The following is a 24673-nucleotide window of genomic DNA, read 5'->3' as shown; positions in this document are numbered from 1 at the left end:
TATCGTTATTACTATATTCCTGTAAAGCTCGGAGAGCATTCTTTTTACAAGGAGGAGATAAAATGAAAGCATACAGGGAATGGCTTGATAATGCTGCTGCAAAATACGAACAACTCGGCTATTGGGAACCGCTGACTCTCGGACAACAATTAAGATTATGGGCTGAAAGATATCAGGACAGAGTTGCGCTTGTTGAAGATGACATCAGACTCACCTTTATTGAACTTGACCGCCGGGCGGATGAACTTGCTTCCGGCTTTCTCAGTATGGGAATAAAGAAAGGTGACAATGTGGTTGTGCAGCTTCCGAACAGCATCTCTTTTGTTATCACTTGCTTTGCCCTGTTCCGCATTGGGGCACTGCCGGTTCTTGCCCTGCCCGCCCACAGGGAGACCGAGCTGGACGGAATCTTCAGTCTCGCAAAACCGGTTGCGTATATCATTCCGGTTGCGTTTCTTGGTTTTGACTATAAAAAAATGGCTAATCAACTGGTTAAAAAACATCCTTCTGTCAAATTCGTTATAACAGACGGTGAAAGTGAAAACGGCATCAGCCTCGCCGGTATCAGCATACCTCCGGTGGACCTATTGTCACCTTTCTACAGAGATGCCGCTCTTTTGCTCTTATCCGGCGGAACCACCGGTACACCCAAGCTTATTCCAAGAACCCACACTGATTACGCATATAATGCGAAGGCTGCCGCAATGCGCTGCAAGCTGAACCCGCAAAGCGTCTATCTTGCAGTTTTGCCGATTGCCCATAACTTTCCCCTCTGCTGCCCCGGAATTCTTGGGACCCTGTCAGCCGGCGGCAAGGTGGTTTTGTGCAAAACCACAAGCTGCGATGAAGCTTTCCCGCTTATTGAGAAAGAGCGGGTGACAATAACCGCTCTTGTTCCCGCCGTAGTAAATCTATGGCTTGAGGTGCTGGAGTGGGATACTGCAAGTGACATTTCAAGCCTTGAAATCCTCCAGGTGGGTGGTTCTATACTGGATGAAAATGTTGCAAGGCGTATAATGCCGGAAATGAAATGCAGGCTTCAGCAGGTCTACGGCATGGCGGAAGGCCTTATTTGCTGCACCTCCATTGATGATCCCGATCATGTCATCCACAGCTGCCAGGGACGCCCGCTCTCAGATGATGATGAAATAAGAATTGTTGACGGGGACGGAAACGATGTGGCGGAAGGAGAGTACGGAGAACTTATTGTGAGAGGACCCTATACAATAGGCGGTTACTACAGGGCGCCCGAACAGAATCGCAATGATTTTACTCCCGATGGTTTTTATCGTTCCGGGGACAAGGTCAGAATCACACCGGATGGGAATATACAAACCGGCGGGCGTGTAAAAGAGCAAATCAACCGGGCAGGTGAAAAGATAATGCCGGCTGAAGTAGAGTTCTATCTATGCTTGCATCCGGATATAAAAGAAGCCGCTCTGGTTGGTCTTCCCGACGAAAACCTTGGAGAGAGAAGCTGCGCATATTTAATGACCGACAATAGGGAAATAAGTCTTGCTGATATTGATAAATTTTTTAATGATGTGGGAGTTGCGCGCTATAAAATGCCTGATCAAATCGAATTCATTGATTTCTGGCCGCTTACCAGCATCGGCAAAGTAGATAAGCAAAAACTTAAAGAGATGGCGGCAGGAGTTGACCGCGCGGCAGAAGATTACCCAACATTCTACATTGAAGAAACAATAGATTTTGAGGGAGATGCTCAATTTGCGGCCTCGCAAATTGTGGAGTCCGGTTTTTTTGAAAACTATCTTCTTTACGAAAAAAAAGAAGAGTTGTCCCTGGGCATGGGAATTCACGCCATCTTATCCGTTGATTCTGAATATACAACGCTAATAACCGAAAATAAAACGCTGCAGTTTAAAAATGAGACATTAAGTGAAACCATTGACAGGGCCTTCTCGTCAGTTCTGCTCAAAAATTGGCGTGCATACGGAATTGCCAATTTCGGACTGTCTCGTTATAATCACAAAATGCAGCTTCTGTCTGAAGATGAATGCCTTCTGAAGCTATTTATTCCTGAAGTTGAAGTGCGTTTCAGTACAAAAGGTTCAATCTTGCTGAGGGCCCTGGGAGAGGATAGATTTGAAAAGTTAAAAAAACTGGTAGGGAAGATATCGGATATTGTCCATAACCGGAGCATTGAAAATGGTCTTGCCGAAAGAGTTGAAAGTCAAAAACTGGAGGTTGCGGAGATAAACACGCATGACTCTGAAAAATATATGGAGATAGTGGCGGATGCTGTGAAGGAAATTCGAGAGCGAAAATATCAAAAAGTGATTTTGTCCAGAAAAATCCCACTCAACCGGGAACTCGACATGGTTGCCAGTTATATTGCGGGAAGAAAGGTCAACTCTCCCGAAAGAGCGTTTCTTCTTAGCCTTGATGGCTTGAATGCCGTCGGATTTAGCCCCGAAACGGTTGTCGAAGTCGATTGTCTGGGCTGGGTAAGCACTCATCCGCTTGCGGGAACACGCGCAAGGGGATGGGGAGGGGAAGAGGAGAACAAGCTCAGAGATGAGTTGTTGAATGATTCAAAAGAGATTGCAGAGCATGCGATTTCCGTAAAGCTGGCGTTTGAAGAGCTGACAGCCGTTTGTGATGCTGAAACCGTTGCAGTGAGTGATTTCATGTCGGTTGTAAATAGGGGGACTGTTCAGCATATTGCTTCAAGATTAAAAGGAAAAATTAAACCCGGCTATAACTCATGGCATGCGTTCAATGCCCTTTTCCCTGCTGTAACGGCTTCGGGTATCCCTAAAAAAGAGTCAATTGATGCCATAGGAAGATTCGAGTTCCAGCCCAGAAATCTCTACAGCGGCTGCGTACTGACTTATGACAGCGACGGCGAAATGGACGCCGCTCTTGTTTTGCGGACTATTTTTCAGAAAAATAAGAGCGCATGGCTGCATGCCGGAGCAGGCATAGTTGAGATGTCCGTACCGTCCAGGGAACTGAAAGAGACGTGTGAAAAATTGGAGAGTTTTACCGGGCAGTTGGTGTGTCCCCAGCCGTAAACATCTCCTGTTATCAATCCGGCAAACCTTGCCGGTGTCTATGGCTTTGGAACTGGCTGATATCTTTGGCTTCAGCCGGATGCAAAGACAAGCCAATGCCAGTGATTGAGTCTAAAGTCCGGGAAGGGTGTATAGTGATGAAAAATCAGCCGAATAGTAAAAAATTTTCAATTAATATATCTCCATTGAGCTATGAAGAAGTGCGGATGCAGATTAAAGCCATGCTGCCCGCTCCTGTAGAGTTTGATGATGATCATAACTTAATCGAACTCGGCTTGAATTCACTAAAAATTATGAGGTTGGTAAACAATTGGCGACGGGCCGGAGCGGCAGTTGCGTTTGCTGAGTTGATTGCCGCGCCCCGCCTGAGTGACTGGTGGTCTTTGTTGCAAAAAAACAACGCATTTTCAGCAGAGAATGAGCAAGCAAAAGTGATTGAAGGGCATGGTGACGTGAATAGGCCTTTTCCGCTTACTGATGTTCAATATGCATACTGGGTTGGGCGACGTGATGATCAGCCTCTCGGCGGAGTCGGATGTCATGCCTATTTGGAGATAGACGGCAGGGATGTTGAGCCTCAACGCTTGGAATCAGCCTGGGGACAATTATTGGAGCATCATTCCCTGCTTCGGGCAAGATTCCTGGCGGATGGGCAGCAAGAAGTGCTGAATGCTCCTTTTACAAAAGCACTATCGGTACATGACTTGCGTCTTTATCCGGAGGACGGACTTGTACTGGAACTAAGCCGTATACGGGATCGGTTATCGCATCGCCTTTTAGCCGTGGAGGAGGGAGAAGTAGCCGGCATTGAGCTCAGTTTACTGCCGGGGGGTAATACGCGTATTCATTTTGATATTGATTTACTTGTGGCCGATGTACAAAGCCTGCATATTATTTTAAGAGATTTGGCCGCACTTTACGCCCGTGGGGTTAAGCCGCCGGCACCAAAAAATTGGAGCTTTGCTCAATATTTAAAAGGTGAGGGAAAGCGTCGTGCCAAAGAAAAAGAAATGGCGGCACAATACTGGAAGGATCAATTAGAACATATGCCCAAGGCGCCTGAATTACCCCTGGCTAAAAAGCCGGAAACAATAAAAAATCCGGTGTTCAGGCGAAGAACGTATTTTATCGGGAAAGGGCAATGGAGTTTTTTACAAAAACATGCATCCGCACACAGAATAACACCGGCCATGGTACTCTTAACTGTTTATGCGGCGGTAATTGACAGATGGAGTGCGAATTCAAGGTTTCTTCTTAATTTGCCTCTGTTTGACCGCCAAATAGGAGAAAATGGTGTGGACGATGTTGTTGCTGATTTTACCAGTCTGTTATTACTGCCGGTTGACTGTGCGGAGCCGCAATCATTTCTGGAACTCGCACAGGCAATCCAGGCAAAATTCCACGAGGCTGTGGCAAATGCGTCATATTCCGGCGTACAGATACAGCGCGACATGGCACGTATTTACCCCGGAGAAAGTAATTTCGCACCGGTTGTTTTTGCGTGCAATTTGGGAACACCTCTTCTTAATAATGAATGCCGTCAGAGTTTTGGCAGTCTTACATATATGATTTCACAGACACCCCAGGTGTGGCTTGATTTTCAATTATATGAAAGTGACGGCGGTTTATTGTTAGCCTGGGATGCTGTTGAACAGTTGTTCCCGGAATATTTGATTGACGATATGTTCGGTTCCTACGTGCAATTAATAAAACAACTAGCGGACAGTGAACAAGCTTGGAAGGAGATACCGGATGTTCTTCCGGCTGCCCAGCAGCAGAGAAGAAAAAAAGAGGCTGCATTATCATTGCCGGTTGTAGAACAGTGTATACATACGTCATTTTTTGAATATGCAACAAAATATCCCGAATCTGTTGCAGTTATAGACAGTAGTTCAGACATGAAACTTTCTTATGGAGAGCTTTCTGTAAATGCTCTTAAAATTGCTTCCATGCTGAAAGAAAAGGGAGTCAAAAAAGGCGATACGGTTGCCATTACACTTCCCCGCGGGGCCGGGCAGATAGAGGCAGTCTTTGGAGTATTGGCGGCCGGAGCCTGCTATGTTCCTGTCAGCGTCAGCCAGCCGGACGCAAGACGGGCGTTTATTCACAAAAAAGCAAATATAGAATGCGTTTTGACTGATAACAAAAGGCAGGACGCCGTGAAATGGCCGGAAAATACTATCGTGCTGAATACTGCTGCCGCGGCGGAATATGGGTGCCTGGAACAGATAGAGAAAACTTCGGCAGAGGATTTGGCATATATTATATTCACTTCAGGCTCAACAGGAGAACCAAAAGGTGTTGAAATCACTCATTATGGAGCATGGAATACCATTTCAGACATTAACAAGCGCTGCAGGGTAACTGGCGGTGATAGAATTTTAGCAGTGTCATCCTTGGATTTTGACCTTTCTGTGTACGACATATTCGGCCTGTTAAGCGCGGGCGGTACCATTGTGACACTTATGGAAGACAGCTGCAGAGATGCGGCATATTGGTTGAAAGCTATTATGAAATATCAGATTACTATGTGGAATTCAGCGCCGGTTTTGCTCGATATGTTGTTAGTAGCTGCGGAAAGTAAGAAAATAAATCAATTGCATCTGCGTGTGGCAATGCTTTCAGGTGATTGGATAGGCTTGGATATCCCTGTAAGACTTAAAAATGTAGAAACAAATTGTACTTTATTAGCTTTAGGAGGAGCTACTGAAGCATCCATCTGGTCAAACAGCTTTTCTGTGACCCTTCCATTGCCAAAAGAATGGGTTTCTATTCCCTATGGACGCCCGTTAAGTAATCAAACTTACCGGATTGTGGATGCGAAAGGAAATGATACTCCTGACTGGGCTGTGGGAGAATTGTGGATTGGCGGAGCCGGTGTGGCAAAAGGCTATTGCGGAGACGAATCCCTTACGAAAGAACGCTTTGTGGATTGGAATGGTATGCGATGGTATAAGACCGGCGACATGGGAAGGTTTTGGCCGGACAATAATATTGAATTTTTGGGGCGTAAGGATTTTCAGGTGAAAATCAGGGGCCATAGAATAGAGCTTGGTGAGATAGAAACAGTTTTAAAGAAGCATCCCGGTGTAAAAGAAGCAGTAATTGCGGCGGTTCAAACCGATAAAGCAAGCAGGCAGCTTGTAGGCTATATTGTTCCTGAGTACAAAAATAACGAGGATTTAAAAGAAGAACATTTGTCGGATTATTTAAAGAAGAAGCTGCCGGAGTATATGGTTCCATCTGTATTCTTAATACTTGATAAGCTGCCGGTTTCAGCCAGCGGAAAGGTTGAAAGAAAGGCATTGCCTATGCCCGGCAATATGAATCGGTCCCGGAAAGAGTTTATTCATGCGGAAACAAAGGTGGAACAGTGTCTTGTGGAAATTTGGAGTAAAGCATTTGCTTTGGAAAAAATAGGGGTAACCGATAATTATTTTAATTTAGGAGGAGACTCCCTCCTTGGAACCAAAATATGTGCCGAGGTGCACAATGAATTAGGTGTTGAGCTGTTATTGACAGGATTGTTTGAAAAGACAACTATTGCCGAACTTGCGGAGTATATACAGGAACTTATGGATGAAAAGGAAAATGCGATTTTTTCCGGCACACAATTGCCGGCTATTATTCCGGAGCCTGCAAATCGGAATGAACCTTTTCCCTTGACGAATATTCAGCTTGCTTATTGGGTTGGACGCAGCGGTGCGTATACATTGGGCAATGTGTCTTCGCACTGTTACTTTGAGATTGAGGAAACAGGTTTGGATGTCGGACGGGTAAACAGGGCATGGCAGCGCTTAGTTGATCATCATGACATGCTTAGAGCAGTAATTATGTCTGATGGACAACAACAAAAAATATTAGAAAAGGTACCGTTTTATTATATTGAAGTTTGTGATTTGAGAAACGAAAATGATGAATATGTTGCTGCCGCTCTTGAAGCTATAAAAAGTGAAATGTCCCATCAGGTTTTATCTGCAGATGAGTGGCCATTGTTTGAAATCAAGGCTTCCATTTTCGGGGAAAACCGTGTAAGGCTTCATATCAGCCTGGACAATATCATACTTGATGGATGGAGTATATTTCATCTTTTGGGTGAATGGGCAAAAATTTATAAATACCCGGAAATATCTCTTCCTGCTGTTAATTTGTCTTTCCGTGATTATGTTATAGCCTGGGAAAAGATGAAAGAAACAGAATTATACAAGAGGTCAGCTGAATATTGGCTCGGTCGTTTAGAGACTCTTCCATCCGCACCGGAGCTTCCTCTGGCAAAAAATCCGGAGTCTATTGCCAAACAACGCTTCAGACGGCTGCAGGCAAAGCTTAATTGTGAAACATGGACTCAGTTAAAGGATAGGGCAAAAAAGCTGGGAATTACTCCATCTTCCGTTTTGATGTCAGCATTTGCTGAGGCCTTATGCCTTTGGTGCAAGAATCCAAAGTTCACCATTAACGTTACCTTATTTAACAGATTGCCTTTGCACAAGCAAATAAATAATGTTATAGGCGACTTTACTTCCTTAGTTTTACTGGAAGTGGATAATACAGCCGGTCAAACCTTCGCCCAACGGTGTCTGAATATACAGAGAAGGCTTACAAATGATTTAAGCTGCTCGTATTTTGACGGAGTGGAGGTACAGCGAAAATTGGCTAAAATGCCGGGTAAACACCAGTATGCAGCTATGCCGGTTGTTTTCACGAGTACATTAGGAGTTATGAAGCAAGATAATACTGAGTGGCTGGGAAAATTGGTGTATAGCATAACTCAAACACCGCAGGTATGGCTCGATCATCAGGTTCAGGAGCAGGAAGGAGAGCTGCTTTTTAATTGGGATATAGTAGAAGGGCTGTTCCCGGAAGGATTAACGGAAGATACGTTCAAGGCCTATTGCAGCTTGCTGCAAAGCCTGTCAGCAGCTGAAACGGTATGGCATGAAGCAATACCCAATCTTGTGCCGGTTCCGGGATTGGCAAATAGATTAAAGGCAAATGAGACAGATGGGCCGGTCTCCAATGAAACGCTAATCAGTCTTTTCGAAAAACAGGTTGTCAGACGTATGGAGTATAAGGCAGTGATAACCTCGGACAGTGAATTAACCTATGAAGAGCTGTCTAACCGTTCATTCATAGTTTCTGAATTACTAAGTCAAAAGAATATAACGAAAGCTTCGCCGGTTGCAATTGTTATGGAAAAAGGATGGGAACAGGTTGCCGCTGCTCTTGGAATTTTAAAATGCGGAGCTGCCTATGTGCCTATTGATTCCGGCAATCCGGAGGAAAGAATTTGGAAGCTGCTGAAAGACGCTGATGCCAGTGTCGTATTAACACAGTCATGGCTTGCAAAAAAATTTACTTGGCCGGAGGATATTTCAATTTTGACTGTCGACGAGCATTCGTTGGCAGAGGGACCGGTACATGTTCAGCTAAAGGAAGCTTTGCCTGGTGATTTGGCCTATGTCATGTATACTTCCGGATCAACGGGTTTTCCAAAGGGTGTCATGATACAACATCAGGGTGCGGTTAACACTATTTTAGATATTAATAAAAGATTTTCAATCGGACCGGAAGATAAAGTACTCGCTTTGTCAAATATGAATTTCGATCTTTCTGTATATGATGTTTTTGGCATGCTTGCCGAAGGAGCGTCCATAGTTATGCCTGATGCGGGGAAAGTAAAGGAACCGGCTCACTGGCTTGAACTTATCATTAAGGAGAAAATCACAGTCTGGAATACGGTGCCGGCGTTTATGCAAATGCTTTTGGAATATATGTCTGTCAGGGATGTAAAAACAGAAGAATTGCAATCACTAAGATTGGTACTGTTAAGTGGGGACTGGATACCGCTGGATTTGCCGGATAAAATAAGGCATTACTTTAAAAATACACAGATTGTCAGCCTTGGTGGGGCTACGGAAGCTTCTATCTGGTCTAACTTATATCCGATCGATCAAATCGAAGCTGCATGGAAAAGTATCCCGTACGGTAAGCCGCTGACAAATCAACGCTATTATGTCCTAAGTGAGTTTCTGCGGGATTGCCCTGTATGGGTTCCCGGAAAGCTTTATATCGGCGGCCTTGGTGTTGCCAGAGGATACTTGAACGATGAGGAAAAGACGAAGGAAAAGTTTATCATACATCCACATACCGGAGAACGTTTGTATAATACAGGAGATTTTGGACGCTATTGGCCTGACGGAAATATAGAGTTTTTAGGAAGAGAAGATTTTCAGGTAAAAATTAAGGGATATCGAATTGAATTAGGTGAAGTGGAGGCAGCAATAAGATCTTATGAGAGGGTAAAGGAAGCGGTAGTTGTGATAGAGAATGACCACTCTGCTCTCTGTGCAGCTGTCGTGCCTTATGAATACAGCCCGGATAATAACCTCGAATATGAAATATATACAGATCTTTCAAAAAAGCTTCCCAGCTACTGTATTCCGGGTAAAATAGCAATTTTAGAGTCCCTGCCTTTAAGTGACAATGGAAAGGTTGATAGAAAGGCAGTCGGGAATATTGTAAAAACTAAAAAGGCAGAAGAAACGAGTACCTTTGAAGGACCGCGGGATGAATTGGAACACAGAATAGCCGGTGTCTGGTCGGAAGTATTGGAAGTACAAAAGATTTCAAGGAACGATGACTTTTTCCTATTGGGTGGTGATAGCCTGAAAGCAGTGCGTATAAGCGGCCAATTACAAACGCGAAAAATTTCTCCTGCGAGAATATCGCTGCAAACTTTATTCGAAGCATCAACAATTGCATCGTTGGCGGAAAAAATTCGCAATTTAGATATTGCTGAGCCTAATAATTATGCGGAGGGGATATTATGACGGTTAGTGAAGTAATAAGCAAGTATGAAGCAAAGGGAGCAGAGCTTTGGGAAGAAGACGGGCAAATTCGTTTTCGGGCTCCATCCGGAGTTATAGATGAAGAAGCAATAGAAGAGCTTCGTCATAATAAAGAAGCAATAATTGGATATTTAAGAGATATGAATCATTCTGCTGCAACCGGTGATTTACAAAATCGTTACGCACATTTTCCGCTTACCGATATACAGACCGCATACCTGGTAGGCAGGGAAAATATTTACGAGCTTGGCGGAGTTGGGTGCCACGGTTATATCGAATTGACCATATCTGAAATTTTAGACAGGGAACGCTTGGAAAAGGCGTGGCATAGTGTTATTGAGCGCCATGATATGCTTCGTGCGGTAATACTTACAAAGGGATTTCAGCAGGTGCGCAAAGAGGTTGAACTTCCGCCGGTACAGTCACAGAATTTGCGGGGTCTGAGTCCGGCAGAGGCCGGGGAAGCGATTAAAAAAGTAAGAAAAGATCTATCGGAAAAGCAGTATAGTCCGGAACAATGGCCTCTTTGTGAAATTTATCTGACAATAACAGAGGATTGCAGCATTTTACATTTTTCCATAGATATGCTTATCGGAGATTTTGTAAGTGCAAATATAATACTAAGAGAGCTTGATCATTTTTATTATGAGCCGGAAAAAACATTGCCAAAGCTTGAAGTGACATTCAGGGATTTGCTGCTGTTCCAGCGGGAAAAGCAGCAACAGCCGTCAGAAAGGGCCGGAATAGAGTGCGCTCGCAAGTATTGGATGGATAAAATCGAAAAGATGGCTGCAGCGCCGGAATTGCCTGTTGCTGAAAATAACCAAGCTGAAAATAACAATAAGGAAGATAAAGTAGTTTTTGAGCAGCAGATATTTTTCCTGGATAAAAATGAATGGCAGGCTATTTGTAGATCAGTCAAGCAGAAAAGAATAACTCCTTCCAGTGCGGTTCTTTCTGCATTTGCGGAAGTGATTGGCTTATGGGCCAAGCGTCCTGAATTCTGCATCAATATTACATTGTTGAATCGCCCTGCGTTACATACGCAAATTAATGATATCATAGGCGACTTTACAGCTATTAACATTTTACAGGTGGATTTGAAGGAGGGCAATACATTTTTAGACAGGACGGAAAATATACAGCGCCGCTTATGGCAAGACCTGGAGCACAATAGCTTTTCAGGAATTGAGGTGCTGCGTGAAATGAGTCGCCGGAACAATAAAAATGTCATAATTCCGGTTGTTTATACAAGCACAATCGGAATTGCGGATAATAATGAAAGCGGAGATTTCATGAGAAACGCCCGTTTGACTTACAAAATAAGTCAAACACCGCAGGTATGGCTTGATTGCCAGGTTGCGGAACAAGGCGGAGGATTGCTAATTAACTGGGATGTAAGAAAAGGAATATTCCCGGAAGGAATGATTGAAGACGCTTTCGAAGCCTTCAAACAATTGTTGTGTGATTTAGCTGCCGGCAATCAGATTTGGGAAAACCGGCTTCCGCTCCAATTACCTCCCCGCGTAAAGAAAGTCAGAGAAACAGTTAATAATACAAATGCTCCGCTCCCGGATGGACTTTTACACGATGGATTTTGCAGTAATGTAAAGAATCACCCGGAGGCTGCCGCTGTGTTTTATGAAGGCAGATATTATTCCTACCGGGAGCTGGCAAATTTTGCAGCGGCAGTTCAAAAAGCACTGCTCAATAAAGGCTTCGGTAAGGGTGATTTTGCAGCCGTGATATTGGAAAAGGGGATATGGCAAATCGCTTCCGTCCTCGGGACCCTGCTTGCAGGCGGTGTTTACTTGCCTGTTGATACTTCACAGCCAAAAGCCAGACAAAATACAATCATAAAAAATTCAGGGACCAGGTTTGTGCTGACTGGCAGAGAAGGCTTTGAGCCGGAAGAGAATGCACAGCTTGAAATTATTGAGGTTGATGTGTTGGAGCCAATGGAAAACAGCGGTTTAAGTCCGGCAGTTGTGGATCCTTTGCAGCCGGCGTATATAATTCATACGTCAGGGACTACCGGGACGCCGAAGGGTGTTGTCATGAACCATCGTGGAGCATTGAATACCATTATTGATATTAATGAGAGGTTTCACGTAAATTCCGCCGACCGGATTATCGGTATAGCCAGTCTTGCCTTTGACCTTTCGGTGTATGATATTTTTGGAATATTAACTGCCGGAGGAACACTGGTATTGCCTGATCCAAAGCAGAAAAACAATCCTGATTATTGGGCTGAACTAATCATAAAAGAGAAGGTTACAGTATGGAACTCGGTTCCGGCTCAAATGCAAATGCTTATGACATGTATGCAAAGCGGAAAGGATGAGGGAAGATCATCTCTTCGTCTGGCATTGTTATCCGGTGACTGGATTCCGGTTAATTTGCCGGGCATTTTGTCAAAACAATGTCCGGGTATCGAGGTTATCAGTCTTGGTGGCGCAACCGAAGCCGCTATTTGGTCGATTTACTATCCAATAAAGGAAGTCCCGGAGGGAGCGAAAAGTGTTCCCTACGGCACACCTCTTTTGAATCAACGCTTTTATGTAATGAATAAGCAATTGCAGTTATGCCCCGACTGGACTGCGGGAGACTTGTATATCGGAGGCGAAGGACTGGCATTAGGTTACTTGGACGATGCAAAGACTGCCAATGAACGCTTTATCATTCACCCGGAAACCAATGAACGGTTATATTATACAGGAGACCTCGGCAGGTATCGCCCTGATGGTGTGATTGAATTTTTGGGACGTGAAGATACACAAGTAAAAATTCGTGGTCACAGAATAGAATTAAGTGAGATTGAAAGCGTATTGCAGAACCATCCGTCCATAGCCTCGGCAGTAGCAATGGTAAGCGGCAATACGCCGCAAGAATACCGGATAAATGCTTTTATTGAAGCAAGCCGTCTGAAAGAATCCGATACCGCTGCTGAAGATACCGGTGTTTTGCATGATGTTTGCTTTAACGCGGGAGAAAAGGCAACTGCTTCCGTTGACCGTTCTTTGTTTGCAAAGTGGATAGAAGTGGCTGATCAGACGACCCTGCTGGATATCATTAAAACCTTCCGGGACGCCGGGCTATTTCAGGATTGTACTGCCAGCCACAGTAATGAAGAAATACAGGATGCCGTGCAGGCCGTTCCCAAGCTGCATAGGCTGCTAAGGCGCTGGCTGAATGTGTTGTGCGCGGAAAAGTTTATGCAGAAGGATGAGATTACAGGTAAGTACAGCCTTCTGAATGTACCGCCGGAGGATGCTGCGGACAGGTGCTGGGAACGCTTGATTGAAATTGAGGCAGAGGTTAACTATGGGGTTAAATTGGTGCATTACCTTCGGGAATCCAGCAAACATCTTCCTGAACTGCTGCGAGGAGATGTGAATGCGCTTGATTTGTTTTTCCCGCAAGGAAAATTAGATACAGCATTGGCTGCTTACCATGATAATTTGGTTAACCTTGCCTTAAACTGCGTAGCAAAAGAATGCGTTGTCCATCTGGCGGAGGAACGTATGCGTTCTGGCGGCAAGAGACCGTTGCGGATATTGGAGGTAGGTGCCGGAGTAGGTGGTACAAGCATTGATTTGATTCCGGCTTTAGTGGATTATAACGTAGAATATCATTTTACTGATATCTCAACATTTTTCTTAAATGAAGCTAAAAGCAGGTTTGGAAAATATTCATGGGTTAGTTATGGATTGTATGACATCAACAAAGATTACTGGCTGCAAGGATTAGAAGCTTCCGCTTATGATGTAATTGTCTGCGCCAACGTTTTGCATAACGCGCGGAATGTGAATGTGATTATAGAAACATTAAAAGAGCTTGCAGTACCCGGTGGAAAATTAATCGTGATAGAGGCAACGAAAGAGGCGTATACGCTTTTAACTTCCATGGAATTTAAAGATGGGTTGACAGGTTTCACCGATTTTAGAGCAAGTACCGATCGGACCTTCATAGACTTTAAAAAATGGAAGGAAGTATTTGACAGCGCAAACGCGGGTGTTATTTGTGCCTATCCGAAAGAAGAGGATCCCCTGGCTTTAGCAGGACAAACAATTTTTATCTGTGGATTTCCCGCTGAGAGTTCAATGGTCTATAAAGAAGAAATCAAAGAATATTTACAGCAGCATTTGCCTGAGTATATGGTTCCCGGCCATATAGAAGTATTGCCAAAAATTCCGCTTTCCGGCAATGGTAAAGTCGACAGGGCTTCTTTAAAGAAGCGTATGGAAATTACGATTTACTGCAATGGGGTTCCAGAAGAAGCACCACAGGATGATTTGGAAGCGCGTATTGCCGGCATATGGGCAGCGGCTTTAAACCGGGACACCATCGGACGGGATGAAAATTTTTATATTGCGGGAGGAGACTCTTTAGTGGTGGCCCAGGTTATAGCTAATATGAGGGAAAAACTGGAGGAGGCCGGAAGCTGGGAGTGGGAGCGTCTTATGCGAGAAATGCTTCAAACACCGACAGTCGCAGATATAGCCAAGAAATTAAGGCTGAAGTCTCAGGTTTCATCCGCCGATTCGAATAAGGATTCATTAAATCCCGTATCTCCCCTTGTTGTTTTGGCGGAAGGAAAACAGCCTCACGGGCCGGTAAAGGTTCTTTTCCACAATGGTACCGGAACACTTACAGCTTATAACAGTTTGCTGCCATATTTAATCAACGATCCAAACCGTACAGAGAAAATTGTAGGTTTCACATTTGGAGATGAAAAGGAATATCTGTCCAACCCATATGATAAAACAATAGAAAGCTTAGGGCAAAAGTATGGTGATTTGCTTTTACAGCAGGAAGCATCCGGCTATAAGCTTATAGGTTATTGTATTGGAGGCTTGATTGCCTTGGAGACCGCAAGAGTTTTAATGGAAGCGGGGGCCAGGGTAGAACCGGTTACGACAATAAGTACCAGCTTTTGCAAACGGAGAAATAGCAATGGAGCGGAGGATGAGGTGTTATTAAACACAATAAGAACAAGTCTTAATAATGACCTTTTGATGGAAAGGGCTTTTTGCCGTGTAGTTGGCGCAGAGGTTAGCAAAGCCGGACATAATGTTGATGATGAATTATTAAAAAAGGCAATAAGCGAATTAGCGCCTGTCAATGGAGGAAATATTACCGGGGAAGCATTGTGTTCGTTAAACGGTTCTTATGAAGCAGTTTCAGAATGCTATAAAAAATTGGCGGCAAAACCTCAGTCACAGCGTATGGCGGAAATATATGCCGCCATAGAAAAAACAAATGGAATGGTTTTAGATTATCAGGCAAATATGCTTCAAATATTGTATAAGGTATTTTGCCACAGCTTTAAGGGTGTGGCGGAGTATGAACCGCAGCTGTTTGCAGGTGATGTTTACGCAATGAGGGTTGCTGAAGAAACAAAGCATTTCTTTCCTATTGTTTTTTCAGAAGTTGAAGAAAGCTGGAAAAGTGTTGCACTGGGTGATTTGCAATTTGAGTATATAAAAGGTGCCCACATGACCTGCTTACAAGAGCCGCATATTAATTCAACGGCTAAATTTTTGATAAACGGGGGTGGAAAATGAAAATACCGTTAATAGGAGTGTTGGGCTGTGGAGGAGCTTTGGGTTATATTGCCTGCAATGTTTTGAAACGAAACTGTAAAATCAGGGGGGGACAGCGAAGGCGGCCGGAAGGCATGGAAGCTGACAGCAATTTTCAATGGGTAAAAACGGATTTATATAATGAAGAAGAATTATATGAGTTTTGCAAAGGCTGTGATGTAATACTTAATTGTGCAGGGCCGTCCTATCTGGTGGGAGACCGTGTCGCGTTGGCGGCCGCAAAGGCAAACGCAATTTATATTGATACTTTTGGTGCCGGTCCATTAGAAAATTCGTTATTGAAAAAAGGTTTGGATAAAGAAGGTGTGTTTGTAATATCGGCAGGAAGCTTCCCGGGTCTTTCCGGGATTCTTCCGCGCTGGCTGGCGGAGCAGGAATTTGAAAGTATCTTCTCTATGCTTTCCTTTGCCGGGGGCAGAGAGCATTGCTCAACTTGCGCAGGCCTGGATCTTTTGTTAAGCTCTGTATCAAATTACGGGATTTCCGGTGCGTTTATGAAAAACGGCTCAGTAGTTCGGGCTTTGGATAACATCAGCGAAAAAGTATATATTCCATTTTTAAAAGAGGAAGTTTATAAGCAGAAATTTTTAAACGATGAGACAATCAAATTATACAAGCTGCTTCAACTAAAGGAAGCATACTGGTATAACATTATTGTTGACAAAGCGGTAAATGACGCTATTTTAAAATCCTATGCCAAATTGTCTATGGACCGGAGTGACAATGTGCTGCGTGAAGCTATAGACGAGCTTTGTGCCGCAGCCGATATGGCTTTGTGGGGGAAAAATCCATGGTATGTTATGACAACTGAGCTGCAGGGGGAAAAAAGAGGGAGGCTTATACGCAAGCGCTGTATTTTACGCAGTAAAAGCAGCTATGAATTAAGTGGAGTGGTCGCTGCAGCAGCAGTGGAAACTGTAATAAAGCATAAAACTAAAAAAGGAATATATTGGGCTTTTGAAGTTTTAGATCCGGTTGAAACAGTGGAAAGGCTTGTCTCGACAAAGGCTGCCGCAAGCATAGATGTAGTAGATATTCCGCCTGTAAGGGAGAATGATAGGCATAGTCAAATAGAAGAAGGGAGGTTGTGATTAATATGGAAAGGCCTTTACGGGTAGTTGTGTGCGGCACTACTTTCGGAAGAATTTATTTAGATGCAATCAAGCAGTTATCGAAGGAATACAAATTGGTTGGAATTGTTGCCCGTGGCAGTGAACAGGCAGGCAGGTGCGCGCAGGAATATGGCATTCCTTTGTATACCGACGTCAACCGGCTTACAAAAGAGGAGACGGATGCAGCCTGCGTTGTTGTCAGATCAACAGTGGTAGGCGGTCAGGGCAGCTATTTGGCCAATAACCTGCTGATGAAAGGGGTGCATGTGCTGCAGGAGCATCCGATCCACTATGACGATTTAGCGGAATGCTTTCGCAATGCGCGGCAGCACTCATGCTGCTATTATCTTAATAGTTTTTATCCCGATTTGGTGACTGTATATAGTTTTATTGAAACAGCGCTTAAGGTTTTAAAGAACAGCAAACTGAATTACATTGAAGCTTCATGCAGCCTTCAAGTACTCTTTCCGCTTGTAGACATTTTAGGAAAAGTGCTTGGAGGCTTCAGACCCTGGTCATTTGCATCGGTATCGAAAAGCACGGCGGAGGATCCCTTCAGTACGGTAATCGGACAAATCAAAGACTTGCCCGTAACCTTGAGAATACAAAATCAAATTAATCCTGCAGATCCGGATAACAATACTCATTTGTTGCATCGTATAGTTATCGGAACTGACAGCGGTAATTTAATTATGACGGATTCACACGGAATTGTTTTGTGGTGTCCTAATATGTATGTACCGAGAACGGAAGACGGTGTACTTGATATATACGGTACAAGTTCCTTTTTGAGTCTGCCCGTAATGGAAGAGGTAGTGTCATTAAAAAACAAGACGTTTCAATCCATTTTTACTGAAGTATGGCCTTCCGCTATGAAGCGTACACTGCAGCGCTTTCGAAATATAATAATGTCCGGGAAAAATAACAGCAGTTTATCTCAGTATATGCTGACTGCATGCCAAGTTTGGCAGGATATAAGCAACCAACTTGGACCGGTACAGATAATCAGCGGAAATCAACTGAAGCCTATAACCTTATCGGATTTATAAAATCAATCCAGCCATTTAGTGAAGTTTAATTGCAATATTAATATTAGGAACAGTGAAAAAATGACTTCTCTGTTCCTAAAATACTTTTTGGCATAAAAATGCTCCTTTTTGGCGTAGAAGAAAGAGATGAAAATGGGGTATTATCTTCTTGCAGCATGATTATGAGAATCAATATCAATATCTGGATCTGGGAAAAAAGAGATGGCACAAGCTATTATTTTATCAGTTAAGTGATAATGATAATCAAAGTCAATAAGGAGAATGACATTGTGAGAAAATTGCCGGGCGGGGGGTAAATATGAGTGAGAAGCACACCGTGGAAATGGTCTTGAAAAAAATCAGCGAGCTTTTTGATGATATTTATCAACACAGCGGATACGGGGAGATGCGGTTGGAGATGCGCTTTCTGAAAAAAGGCCAGAAAGAGGTCATCATCCACTGCGGCAAACAGTACCGCTACGTGCTGGACTATCCCGACAGGCGACCGGAAAAACCCGAGCCGGGGAAAAGTGATGTCCTTGAGTTTCCCCGCCGTGAGTCTCACTGATGCCGGTCCCCGGGGATTTGTCCGGGTAGAAAGCGAGGTGGTGTCAATAAGTTTATGAAGGGGGGTGATGACGGGTGCGGCGGCCTGAAGACAGCCGGCCGCCCGGTGCGCTTTTGCGGGCGCGGTGCCCGAATAATTCTGGAATCATAAAAATATTAACGGGAAGGCGGTTCTGCGGGTGAACCCTTCCGCATAGGAGTGAAAAGTTTCGTGAGACAAAGAATTAAAAAGCTTTTAAGGGACAACGGCGGTTTTTCCCTGGTGGAACTTGTTGTGGTGATTGCCATTATGGGATTTCTGGTGGCTATGATCGCGCCCAGAATACTCGGTTTAACCGATCAAGCCAAGGCGACCAGCGCTGATGCCAACGCGCAGAAGCTTGAATCCGTTATAACCACTCACATGAGTCATGCAGGTAGACTGCTGGACGGCTTAACCAACCTGGCACAATATAGCGGAACTGCTTACTCAGCACTTCCTACAGAATTAAACGGACAAACGGTCTTAAGCCCAGACTTTGTCAAAAACAATAATCTTGTATCGTACCAACTGAACGCTAAAGAAGTGGCAGAACTTAAGAATATGGGTATCGAATATGTATACAACCTGATAGATACGAGCAGCACCGCTGCGAGAGTCGCGGTGGGGACAAACACTCGTGTGCTCATGGTGGGCGCAGGTAGTACCACCGAAAAATTTGACCATAATGCTGGTATTGAAGCAGGTTCCGTATTTAACAACCCCGAGTACATGTACCGCATTGTGATGGGTATAGGGCCGGAATGCGAATATGCCAAGGTGAAGTCTATCGATAAAGCCCCTGTCGCCCCGGACGTCTTAGATGAAGATGGTGATGAATGCGTCTTCAAAAACTATTGCATATTGCTGCCTCGCCTGGTAAGTACTGTGGCCAGGATTAACAATGTGAAGCCAACTAATAGTATAACATTTACGGAAGTCAATGCAGATGGTACTGACGGCAAGCCAATGACACTGGATTTTACGATGCCTAGCCAACTGGGGGCCTATGGTACTGGCACCGGTCTGCCATCGCCCTATAACTTACAGCAGCTTGCCCTGATCTCTCCGAATGGCAGCAAGCTGACTAAAGATAATCACTTGATATTTAAATACAAGGAAGCTGCCGGATTCGGAACCGTAGAAGATTAAGTGTGTGGCAACTTCTGTCTTAATATTTTAATCTGGTTTCCCCAAGGGCGGTGAAAACCGCCCTTGAAACCCTTCCTGGGAGGAGTTTGCATGGCTGGAGTTTATAGTGGAAAGGGTAGGCGCCCGGCGCCGTGGAAAAGGCCCGGGGGTGAAGCGCCGCCGGCAGGAGAAAGGGCGGTCCTGAGTGAGAAATACGGCTCGGCCGGCTTCACCTTGCTGGAACTGGTCGTGGTTATTACCATTTTGGGCATACTGGCTGCCATGGTGGTGCCGGCGGCTGGCTCCTTTGTCGGAATCCAGCACGCCAAACTCACCCGGGAGAAGCTGGAAGCCGTCCGCGCCGCCATCGTTGGCCCGCAAAACACTTACGACGAGCGGGGGCTGCGGGTGGTCCGGGGTTATGCCGGGGATATGGATGCACTGCCCAAACTGTATAGGTTCAACTGGGATGAAGCGAACAACCGCTGGAATTCGGTGGCTGATGAAGTTTATAACGGCGGTGATGTGGAAACTGATCCTGAACATCCATATATCGGCCAACCCCGTGGTCTGTGGGAAAAACAACCCGCCGATGGGGAAGATCTGGGAGTCCTCTGGAAGGGGCCTTACTTGGACTATCCCAAGGCTGTTTTCGACAACCGGTACAGAGAGGGCTTCAGTCCTTTATGGAAAACCGAAGGGGTTCTGTCCGACGCCTGGGGCCGGGCGCTGTTTTTTGTCAAGGAGCAGGATAATGCCGGTGATCCTAACAGCATCTATCTGCTGGTCATCAGCGCCGGCCCGGATGGCATGGTGAAGCTGCCGGATCCAAGTTCCCCGCCGGGCCCGCTGGACAGGACGGCGGCACCGTCGTCATGCTACGATAAAAACGAAATAGAAAACCAGGACAATATCGTGCTGGAAATAGCACCGGACGAGTGGTATAAATCCAACCTGGACGCACAGAACAAACAAACCCGGGAGATTCTGGAGAAAATCCGCACTGCCTTGATCGGCCCGCCGGATGCCTTCGACCCCTCGGGCCGGCGCATTGTCGGGGGCTACATCGGGGACATGGGCCAATGGCCCGCGCTCTGGGAATGGAATGCTTCTGATTCTGAGTGGGCAATTTCTTCCGGTGACGAGGGCCAGCCCCGGAGCCTGTGGATTTCGGAACCCGGCCCCTTTGATCCCGGTTTTGGATGGAGGGGACCTTACATGTTGAAACCCTGGGGGACCGGAGAAGACGAGGTCTTAAGGGACGCCTGGGGTGAGCCTGTTAAGTTTGAATTTGAATATGATGATCTTGACGACCCTCAACTGGCGATAAAACTTACCATCACCAGCTCCGGCCGGGATAAAGATCCTGACACCGGAGGTGACAACATTGAAACAGAAATCACTTCGAACCAGTGGCTGATTCAGGGGATGCAGGTCAAGGGCAGCGTGAGAAATGTTACGCCTAAGGTATATGAAGAGGATCCTCCAGGTTCGGGTAACTGGGTGCAGGCACAGGAGCAGCCGGGTGACGCGATAGTTACTCTAAAACTGTATCACCGCCCCGGAGAAGATTCGCCGGAAGCATCAGTTCCAGTGACAGTGGAAGTACCGGCGGGAGAAAGCGTTCCCTTTACCTTGCCTGCCACCACAGAATACATCTGTGCGGGCACGCGGCGGCTGGAAGTAGACGTAACAGCAGGCGATTTGGCAGGTCCTGCGATTTCATCTCTGATTATCGGGGCGTGGGGGACCCAGTCGCCGGTGGAGGAGAAACTGTTAATTTTTGTTAAAAACCCTCCTGGTGAAAGCCCGTAAGCTTACGCGCCCCGAGGTGGGCAGCCCAGTTGCCGGTGTGAGAAAAGCTTGTTTTTGCCGTTGACTGGTAGAATGATTCCCAAATAAAAAAATAAAAATAAGGTTATAGTGTTTGCTATCCCTAATAAACACAAGGTTTTTGCATTAGTGTATTCTATAGTTATTTTGGAATCACTGTACTAGTGATTGGAGAGGTGGAGCCTTTTGTTCTCCGTTTTGGCCGTTGAAATTGACGGTATGACCCTGAGGGCCGCCGTAATCAGGAGAAACCTTAAGGGTTTTATGGTCGGTGATTGCCTAAAGATTGATCGCACGGAAGAAAGTGAACTGATAACGGCGGAGGAGTTGTCCATGATCACCTCCCGGATCGCCAGATGCCCGAAGAATGTCGTGGTGGTAAGCCCTCTGGCGGCAGTGATCGAGGTAGCCATGGACAAAAAAAGGCTGCGCAAGATGAGACCGTACCAGTTGAAGGAGGCGCTGCGCTGGGAAGCCGAGCCGTACATGACCGTTCCCGCCGCGGAGAGCCTGGTGGGTTACGAACTGGGCCTGGAAACCGGGGATGGGCATGTGTGGATCTGGGTGTCCACGCTGCCGGAGGAGGATTACCGGAGCCTGAAAGAAACCTTCGCCGGTGGCGGGCTCAAGCTCAGGAGAGTCTACCCCCCGGATGTCTGTTTTCCCGTGGCGGCCATGCTGGCCTGCAAAAGAAAAGACAAGGTGGTTATCGACTTGGGACAGCAGACCATGAGGGCTGCTTTAATAGAGGATGGTGATATAACAGCTTTCAGAACACTCCCCGCCGATCTGGCGGCAACCCGAGCCCACCTGGACGGCCTGTCCTCTTCCGAACTGGAGCCGTCGCTCAAGGAGGTTTTTAATGCCTGGGAGATTGCCGGCCGCAGAGTCATACTTACCGGCCCCGGCGGGCTTGACGCTGACATTGTTGAATTCTTCAGGGAAAAGATGGGTTTTGAAGCCGCCGCCTTAGAACTGAGGGGGAGCGGGAATTGCACACCTGAATTTGCCGCCGTGGCCGGCGCGGGTATGCGCCAGCTCCACTTTGGGGTTAGTTGGAAAAAGGTAGGCATTAATGACGACGTGGAACTGGGCTTGCTTATCCGGCAAAGGGTGCAGGTCCTGCCTATGGTAGCCGTGCTGGTCATTGTGGCGATTTTTCTCAGCCACTATTTTTACCTGAAGTACCAGCTCAGACAATTCAGCATGGAGGCCGGCGACTTGAAAGTACAAAAGGAAGAGGGTACCAGGTTGCAAAACTCGTCCTCCGAGATGGAAAAACAGAGATCAGCTTTGAAGCAAAAGGCGGAGTTTATACAGGGGCATGCCCTGGATAAGGAAAAAGTTTTTCAACTGCTGCTTTCTGTGACGGTGCGCTGCAGCGGGCTGGGGGAATTATCTCGCATGAATGTCCAGTATCTTCCTGACGACCTGGTTTTGCTGCAGGGGGAAGCCCTAAGTCCGGCAAATGTTAACGAATTGGCGCTGACCCTGCAGAAAGAGGTCTGGTGCAAGCACGCGGCAATAGAGAGCATCGGCCGGGTGGAAAAAACCGAAAAAATAGTTCTTAATAAAATGGACGCACCGGAAGAACTGGAACTGAAGGAGACAGTCTATAATTTCACCATTAAGGTTTCGGTGGACCCTGAAGCAGAGTTGAGCGTGCCATCATCATAAATCATTACGAAGATAAGGGAGCCCGCAAAAAGTGAAGTTGCAGTTAACCAAAGTACAGAAAATATTAATACTGATTGTGGCTCTTGTTGGAGGTTTTTATTTTTACCTGAACAAGGTTTATGATCCTGTAATGAAGGAATATCAGAAAGTAAGCCAGGAATTGGTTTCTTTGCGCGGAGAAGTGCCGGGCCGGAACATGGCGGCCGAAGCGAGGATCCTGGAAGAAAAAATAAGAGAAGGGAATAAGGAAATAGCGGAGCTGGAGAATAGTTTAAGCAGCCAGACAGCCTTGAGGAAAGCCCAGTCAGAGCGGGAGGTTACCGAGGCGCTGGCTGAAACCGGCCAACTGGCCCTGGATTGCGGGATGGATGTGATCAATTTGGATTCCAAGTCCGCGCTGGATGAAAAAAAGGCCGTGTCCGCTAAATCTGCACAGTCCGGTGGCCAGGAGGAGAAAACTGCTGCCATGCTGGTGAACGGCGTAGATAATTTCGACTGGCACGAATACCAAGTGATTTTTGAGGGAGATTCCGTCAACCTGATCCGTTTTATTGAGGGAAAGATGAAAGCGAGTTATCTGGTGCTGATCAAAAACGTGAAGATCGATTACGGGGATGCGAAAGACGGCAAAGGCGCCGGCAAGGATGCGGCTAAACCCTCCGGACCCAGGATTACCATAGAACTGCTTATATAAAGGAAGGGTGATATGATGAGTCAGCCTTTTGTTGAAGGTACCGGAAGTGAATCGGTCTTTCATGTCAATCAGTTGCTTAAAGATTCTAAAGAGAGAGATGCCTCAGACCTGCACCTGACGTCAAACACACCGCCGGTGCTCCGGATGTCCGGGGGGTTGAAGGTCCTGGACAATTACAGGCCGCTGACTCCGGAGGACATTAAGCGCCTTGTATACCAGGTATTGAGTCCGCGGCAGGTTGAGGTGCTGGAGCAAAAACTGTCGGTGGATCTGGCCATCGGTTTTGCCGGAATCGGGCGGTTCCGGGTTAACGCCTACTTTCAAAGAGGCGCCATCACCTGTGTCATGCGCCGGCTGGCCGATGACATTCCTCTTTTGGAAAACCTCGGCCTGCCGGAGTCCGTTTACGCCCTGTGCGACTTGCCCAACGGGCTGGTGCTGGTTACCGGCGCTACCGGCAGCGGTAAATCAACCACGCTGGCGGCCGTAATTGATCGGATCAACGAAAAGTACCGGCACAATATAATTACTATCGAGGACCCCATTGAATATATCTATTTCAACCGCCAGAGCATTATTAACCAGAGGGAACTGCATACAGACGTGGAATCTTTTGCCGATGCTCTCCGCTCATCCCTGCGGTCCGATCCCGACGTTATCCTGGTGGGTGAGATGCGCGACCTGGAGACCATCCGGACGGCCATTATGGCGGCGGAAACAGGGCACCTGGTCTTTTCCACCCTGCACTCCAGGGATGCCGTTTCTTCAGTCAGCAGAATGATCGGTGTTTTTCCCCCGGAGGAGCAGGCGCAGATCAGGCAGCAGCTTTCCGTATCGTTGAAGGCTGTAATCTCCCAGCAGTTGCTGTCCTGCGCCGGCGGCAAGGGAAGGGCTTTGGCTGCGGAAGTGATGGTGGTGACACCGGCCATCAGCAACCTTATACGACTGGGAAAGCAGGAGCACATCCACATGGCTCTGGATACCGGGACAAAATTGGGTATGCAGACCATGGAGCAGTCTCTGGAGAAACTGGCCAGGGCAGGTGCAATCGACCATTTCACTGCGCTGAAGGCCGCCCGCAACCCTTCGCTGCTAAAAGAAAAATTGGAACATAAATAAC

The 24673-nt window shown here is 46.2% G+C and carries 11 protein-coding genes and 1 pseudogene; all 12 read left to right on the top strand.

Annotated features, from left to right (window positions below; genetic code table 11):
- The first annotated feature begins 62 nt into the window (after positions 1-62).
- A complete protein-coding gene (locus tag DTOX_RS24860) occupies positions 63-3038 on the top strand; it encodes a salicylate synthase (RefSeq protein ID WP_015758152.1) in 2976 nt (991 codons plus the stop codon).
- 137 nt (positions 3039-3175) lie between these two features.
- On the top strand, positions 3176-9868 hold the full coding sequence (locus tag DTOX_RS13045; RefSeq protein WP_015758151.1) for a non-ribosomal peptide synthetase: 6693 nt from the start codon (positions 3176-3178) through the stop codon (positions 9866-9868).
- Positions 9865-15453: a non-ribosomal peptide synthetase gene (locus DTOX_RS13040; protein ID WP_015758150.1), complete on the top strand. Its 5589-nt coding sequence runs from the start codon at positions 9865-9867 to the stop codon at positions 15451-15453. Before DTOX_RS13045 ends, DTOX_RS13040 begins: the two co-directional genes overlap by 4 nt.
- Positions 15450-16583, top strand: coding sequence for a saccharopine dehydrogenase (locus DTOX_RS13035; RefSeq protein ID WP_015758149.1), 1134 nt, complete (start codon positions 15450-15452; stop codon positions 16581-16583). Before DTOX_RS13040 ends, DTOX_RS13035 begins: the two co-directional genes overlap by 4 nt.
- Before the next feature lie 5 nt (positions 16584-16588).
- A complete protein-coding gene (locus DTOX_RS13030; RefSeq protein ID WP_015758148.1) occupies positions 16589-17653 on the top strand; it encodes a Gfo/Idh/MocA family oxidoreductase in 1065 nt (354 codons plus the stop codon).
- A gap of 298 nt (positions 17654-17951) precedes the next feature.
- Positions 17952-18200, top strand: a complete 249-nt coding sequence (locus DTOX_RS13025; protein WP_015758147.1) for a hypothetical protein — start codon at positions 17952-17954, stop codon at positions 18198-18200.
- Positions 18201-18410: 210 nt separating this feature from the next.
- Positions 18411-19370 (top strand): type II secretion system protein, encoded by a 960-nt coding sequence (locus DTOX_RS13020; protein ID WP_015758146.1) that lies wholly within the window; start codon positions 18411-18413, stop codon positions 19368-19370.
- A 90-nt stretch (positions 19371-19460) separates the two neighbouring features.
- A pseudogene (locus DTOX_RS25350) lies at positions 19461-19631 on the top strand (type II secretion system protein); the annotation flags it as partial.
- Between the two features lie 126 nt (positions 19632-19757).
- On the top strand, positions 19758-21164 hold the full coding sequence (locus tag DTOX_RS13015) for a hypothetical protein (protein ID WP_242652432.1): 1407 nt from the start codon (positions 19758-19760) through the stop codon (positions 21162-21164).
- A gap of 204 nt (positions 21165-21368) precedes the next feature.
- Positions 21369-22859, top strand: coding sequence for a hypothetical protein (locus tag DTOX_RS13010; RefSeq protein WP_015758144.1), 1491 nt, complete (start codon positions 21369-21371; stop codon positions 22857-22859).
- Positions 22860-22890: 31 nt separating this feature from the next.
- Positions 22891-23553 carry a hypothetical protein gene (locus tag DTOX_RS13005; protein WP_015758143.1) on the top strand — a complete coding sequence of 221 codons (663 nt, stop codon included), beginning with the start codon at positions 22891-22893 and terminating at the stop codon, positions 23551-23553.
- Positions 23554-23565: 12 nt separating this feature from the next.
- Entirely contained in the window at positions 23566-24672 is a 1107-nt protein-coding gene (locus DTOX_RS13000; RefSeq protein ID WP_015758142.1) for a type IV pilus twitching motility protein PilT, read from the top strand.
- The last annotated feature ends 1 nt before the right edge of the window (position 24673 follow it).

Source organism: Desulfofarcimen acetoxidans DSM 771, from assembly GCF_000024205.1.
GTDB lineage: Bacteria > Bacillota > Desulfotomaculia > Desulfotomaculales > Desulfofarciminaceae > Desulfofarcimen > Desulfofarcimen acetoxidans.
The sequence above is the reverse complement of the archived record's forward strand: the minus strand, read 5'-3'. Positions and strand labels throughout refer to the sequence as shown.

Excerpts from the sequence above, each read along its gene's own strand:
- DTOX_RS13035 (WP_015758149.1), top strand. The coding sequence starts at position 15,450 with ATGAAAATACCGTTAATAGGAGTGTTGGGCTGTGGAGGAGCTTTGGGT.
- DTOX_RS24860 (WP_015758152.1), top strand. The coding sequence starts at position 63 with ATGAAAGCATACAGGGAATGGCTTGATAATGCTGCTGCAAAATACGAA.
- DTOX_RS13040 (WP_015758150.1), top strand. The coding sequence starts at position 9,865 with ATGACGGTTAGTGAAGTAATAAGCAAGTATGAAGCAAAGGGAGCAGAG.
- DTOX_RS13030 (WP_015758148.1), top strand. The coding sequence starts at position 16,589 with ATGGAAAGGCCTTTACGGGTAGTTGTGTGCGGCACTACTTTCGGAAGA.
- DTOX_RS13045 (WP_015758151.1), top strand. The coding sequence starts at position 3,176 with ATGAAAAATCAGCCGAATAGTAAAAAATTTTCAATTAATATATCTCCA.
- DTOX_RS13025 (WP_015758147.1), top strand. The coding sequence starts at position 17,952 with ATGAGTGAGAAGCACACCGTGGAAATGGTCTTGAAAAAAATCAGCGAG.
- DTOX_RS13000 (WP_015758142.1), top strand. The coding sequence starts at position 23,566 with ATGATGAGTCAGCCTTTTGTTGAAGGTACCGGAAGTGAATCGGTCTTT.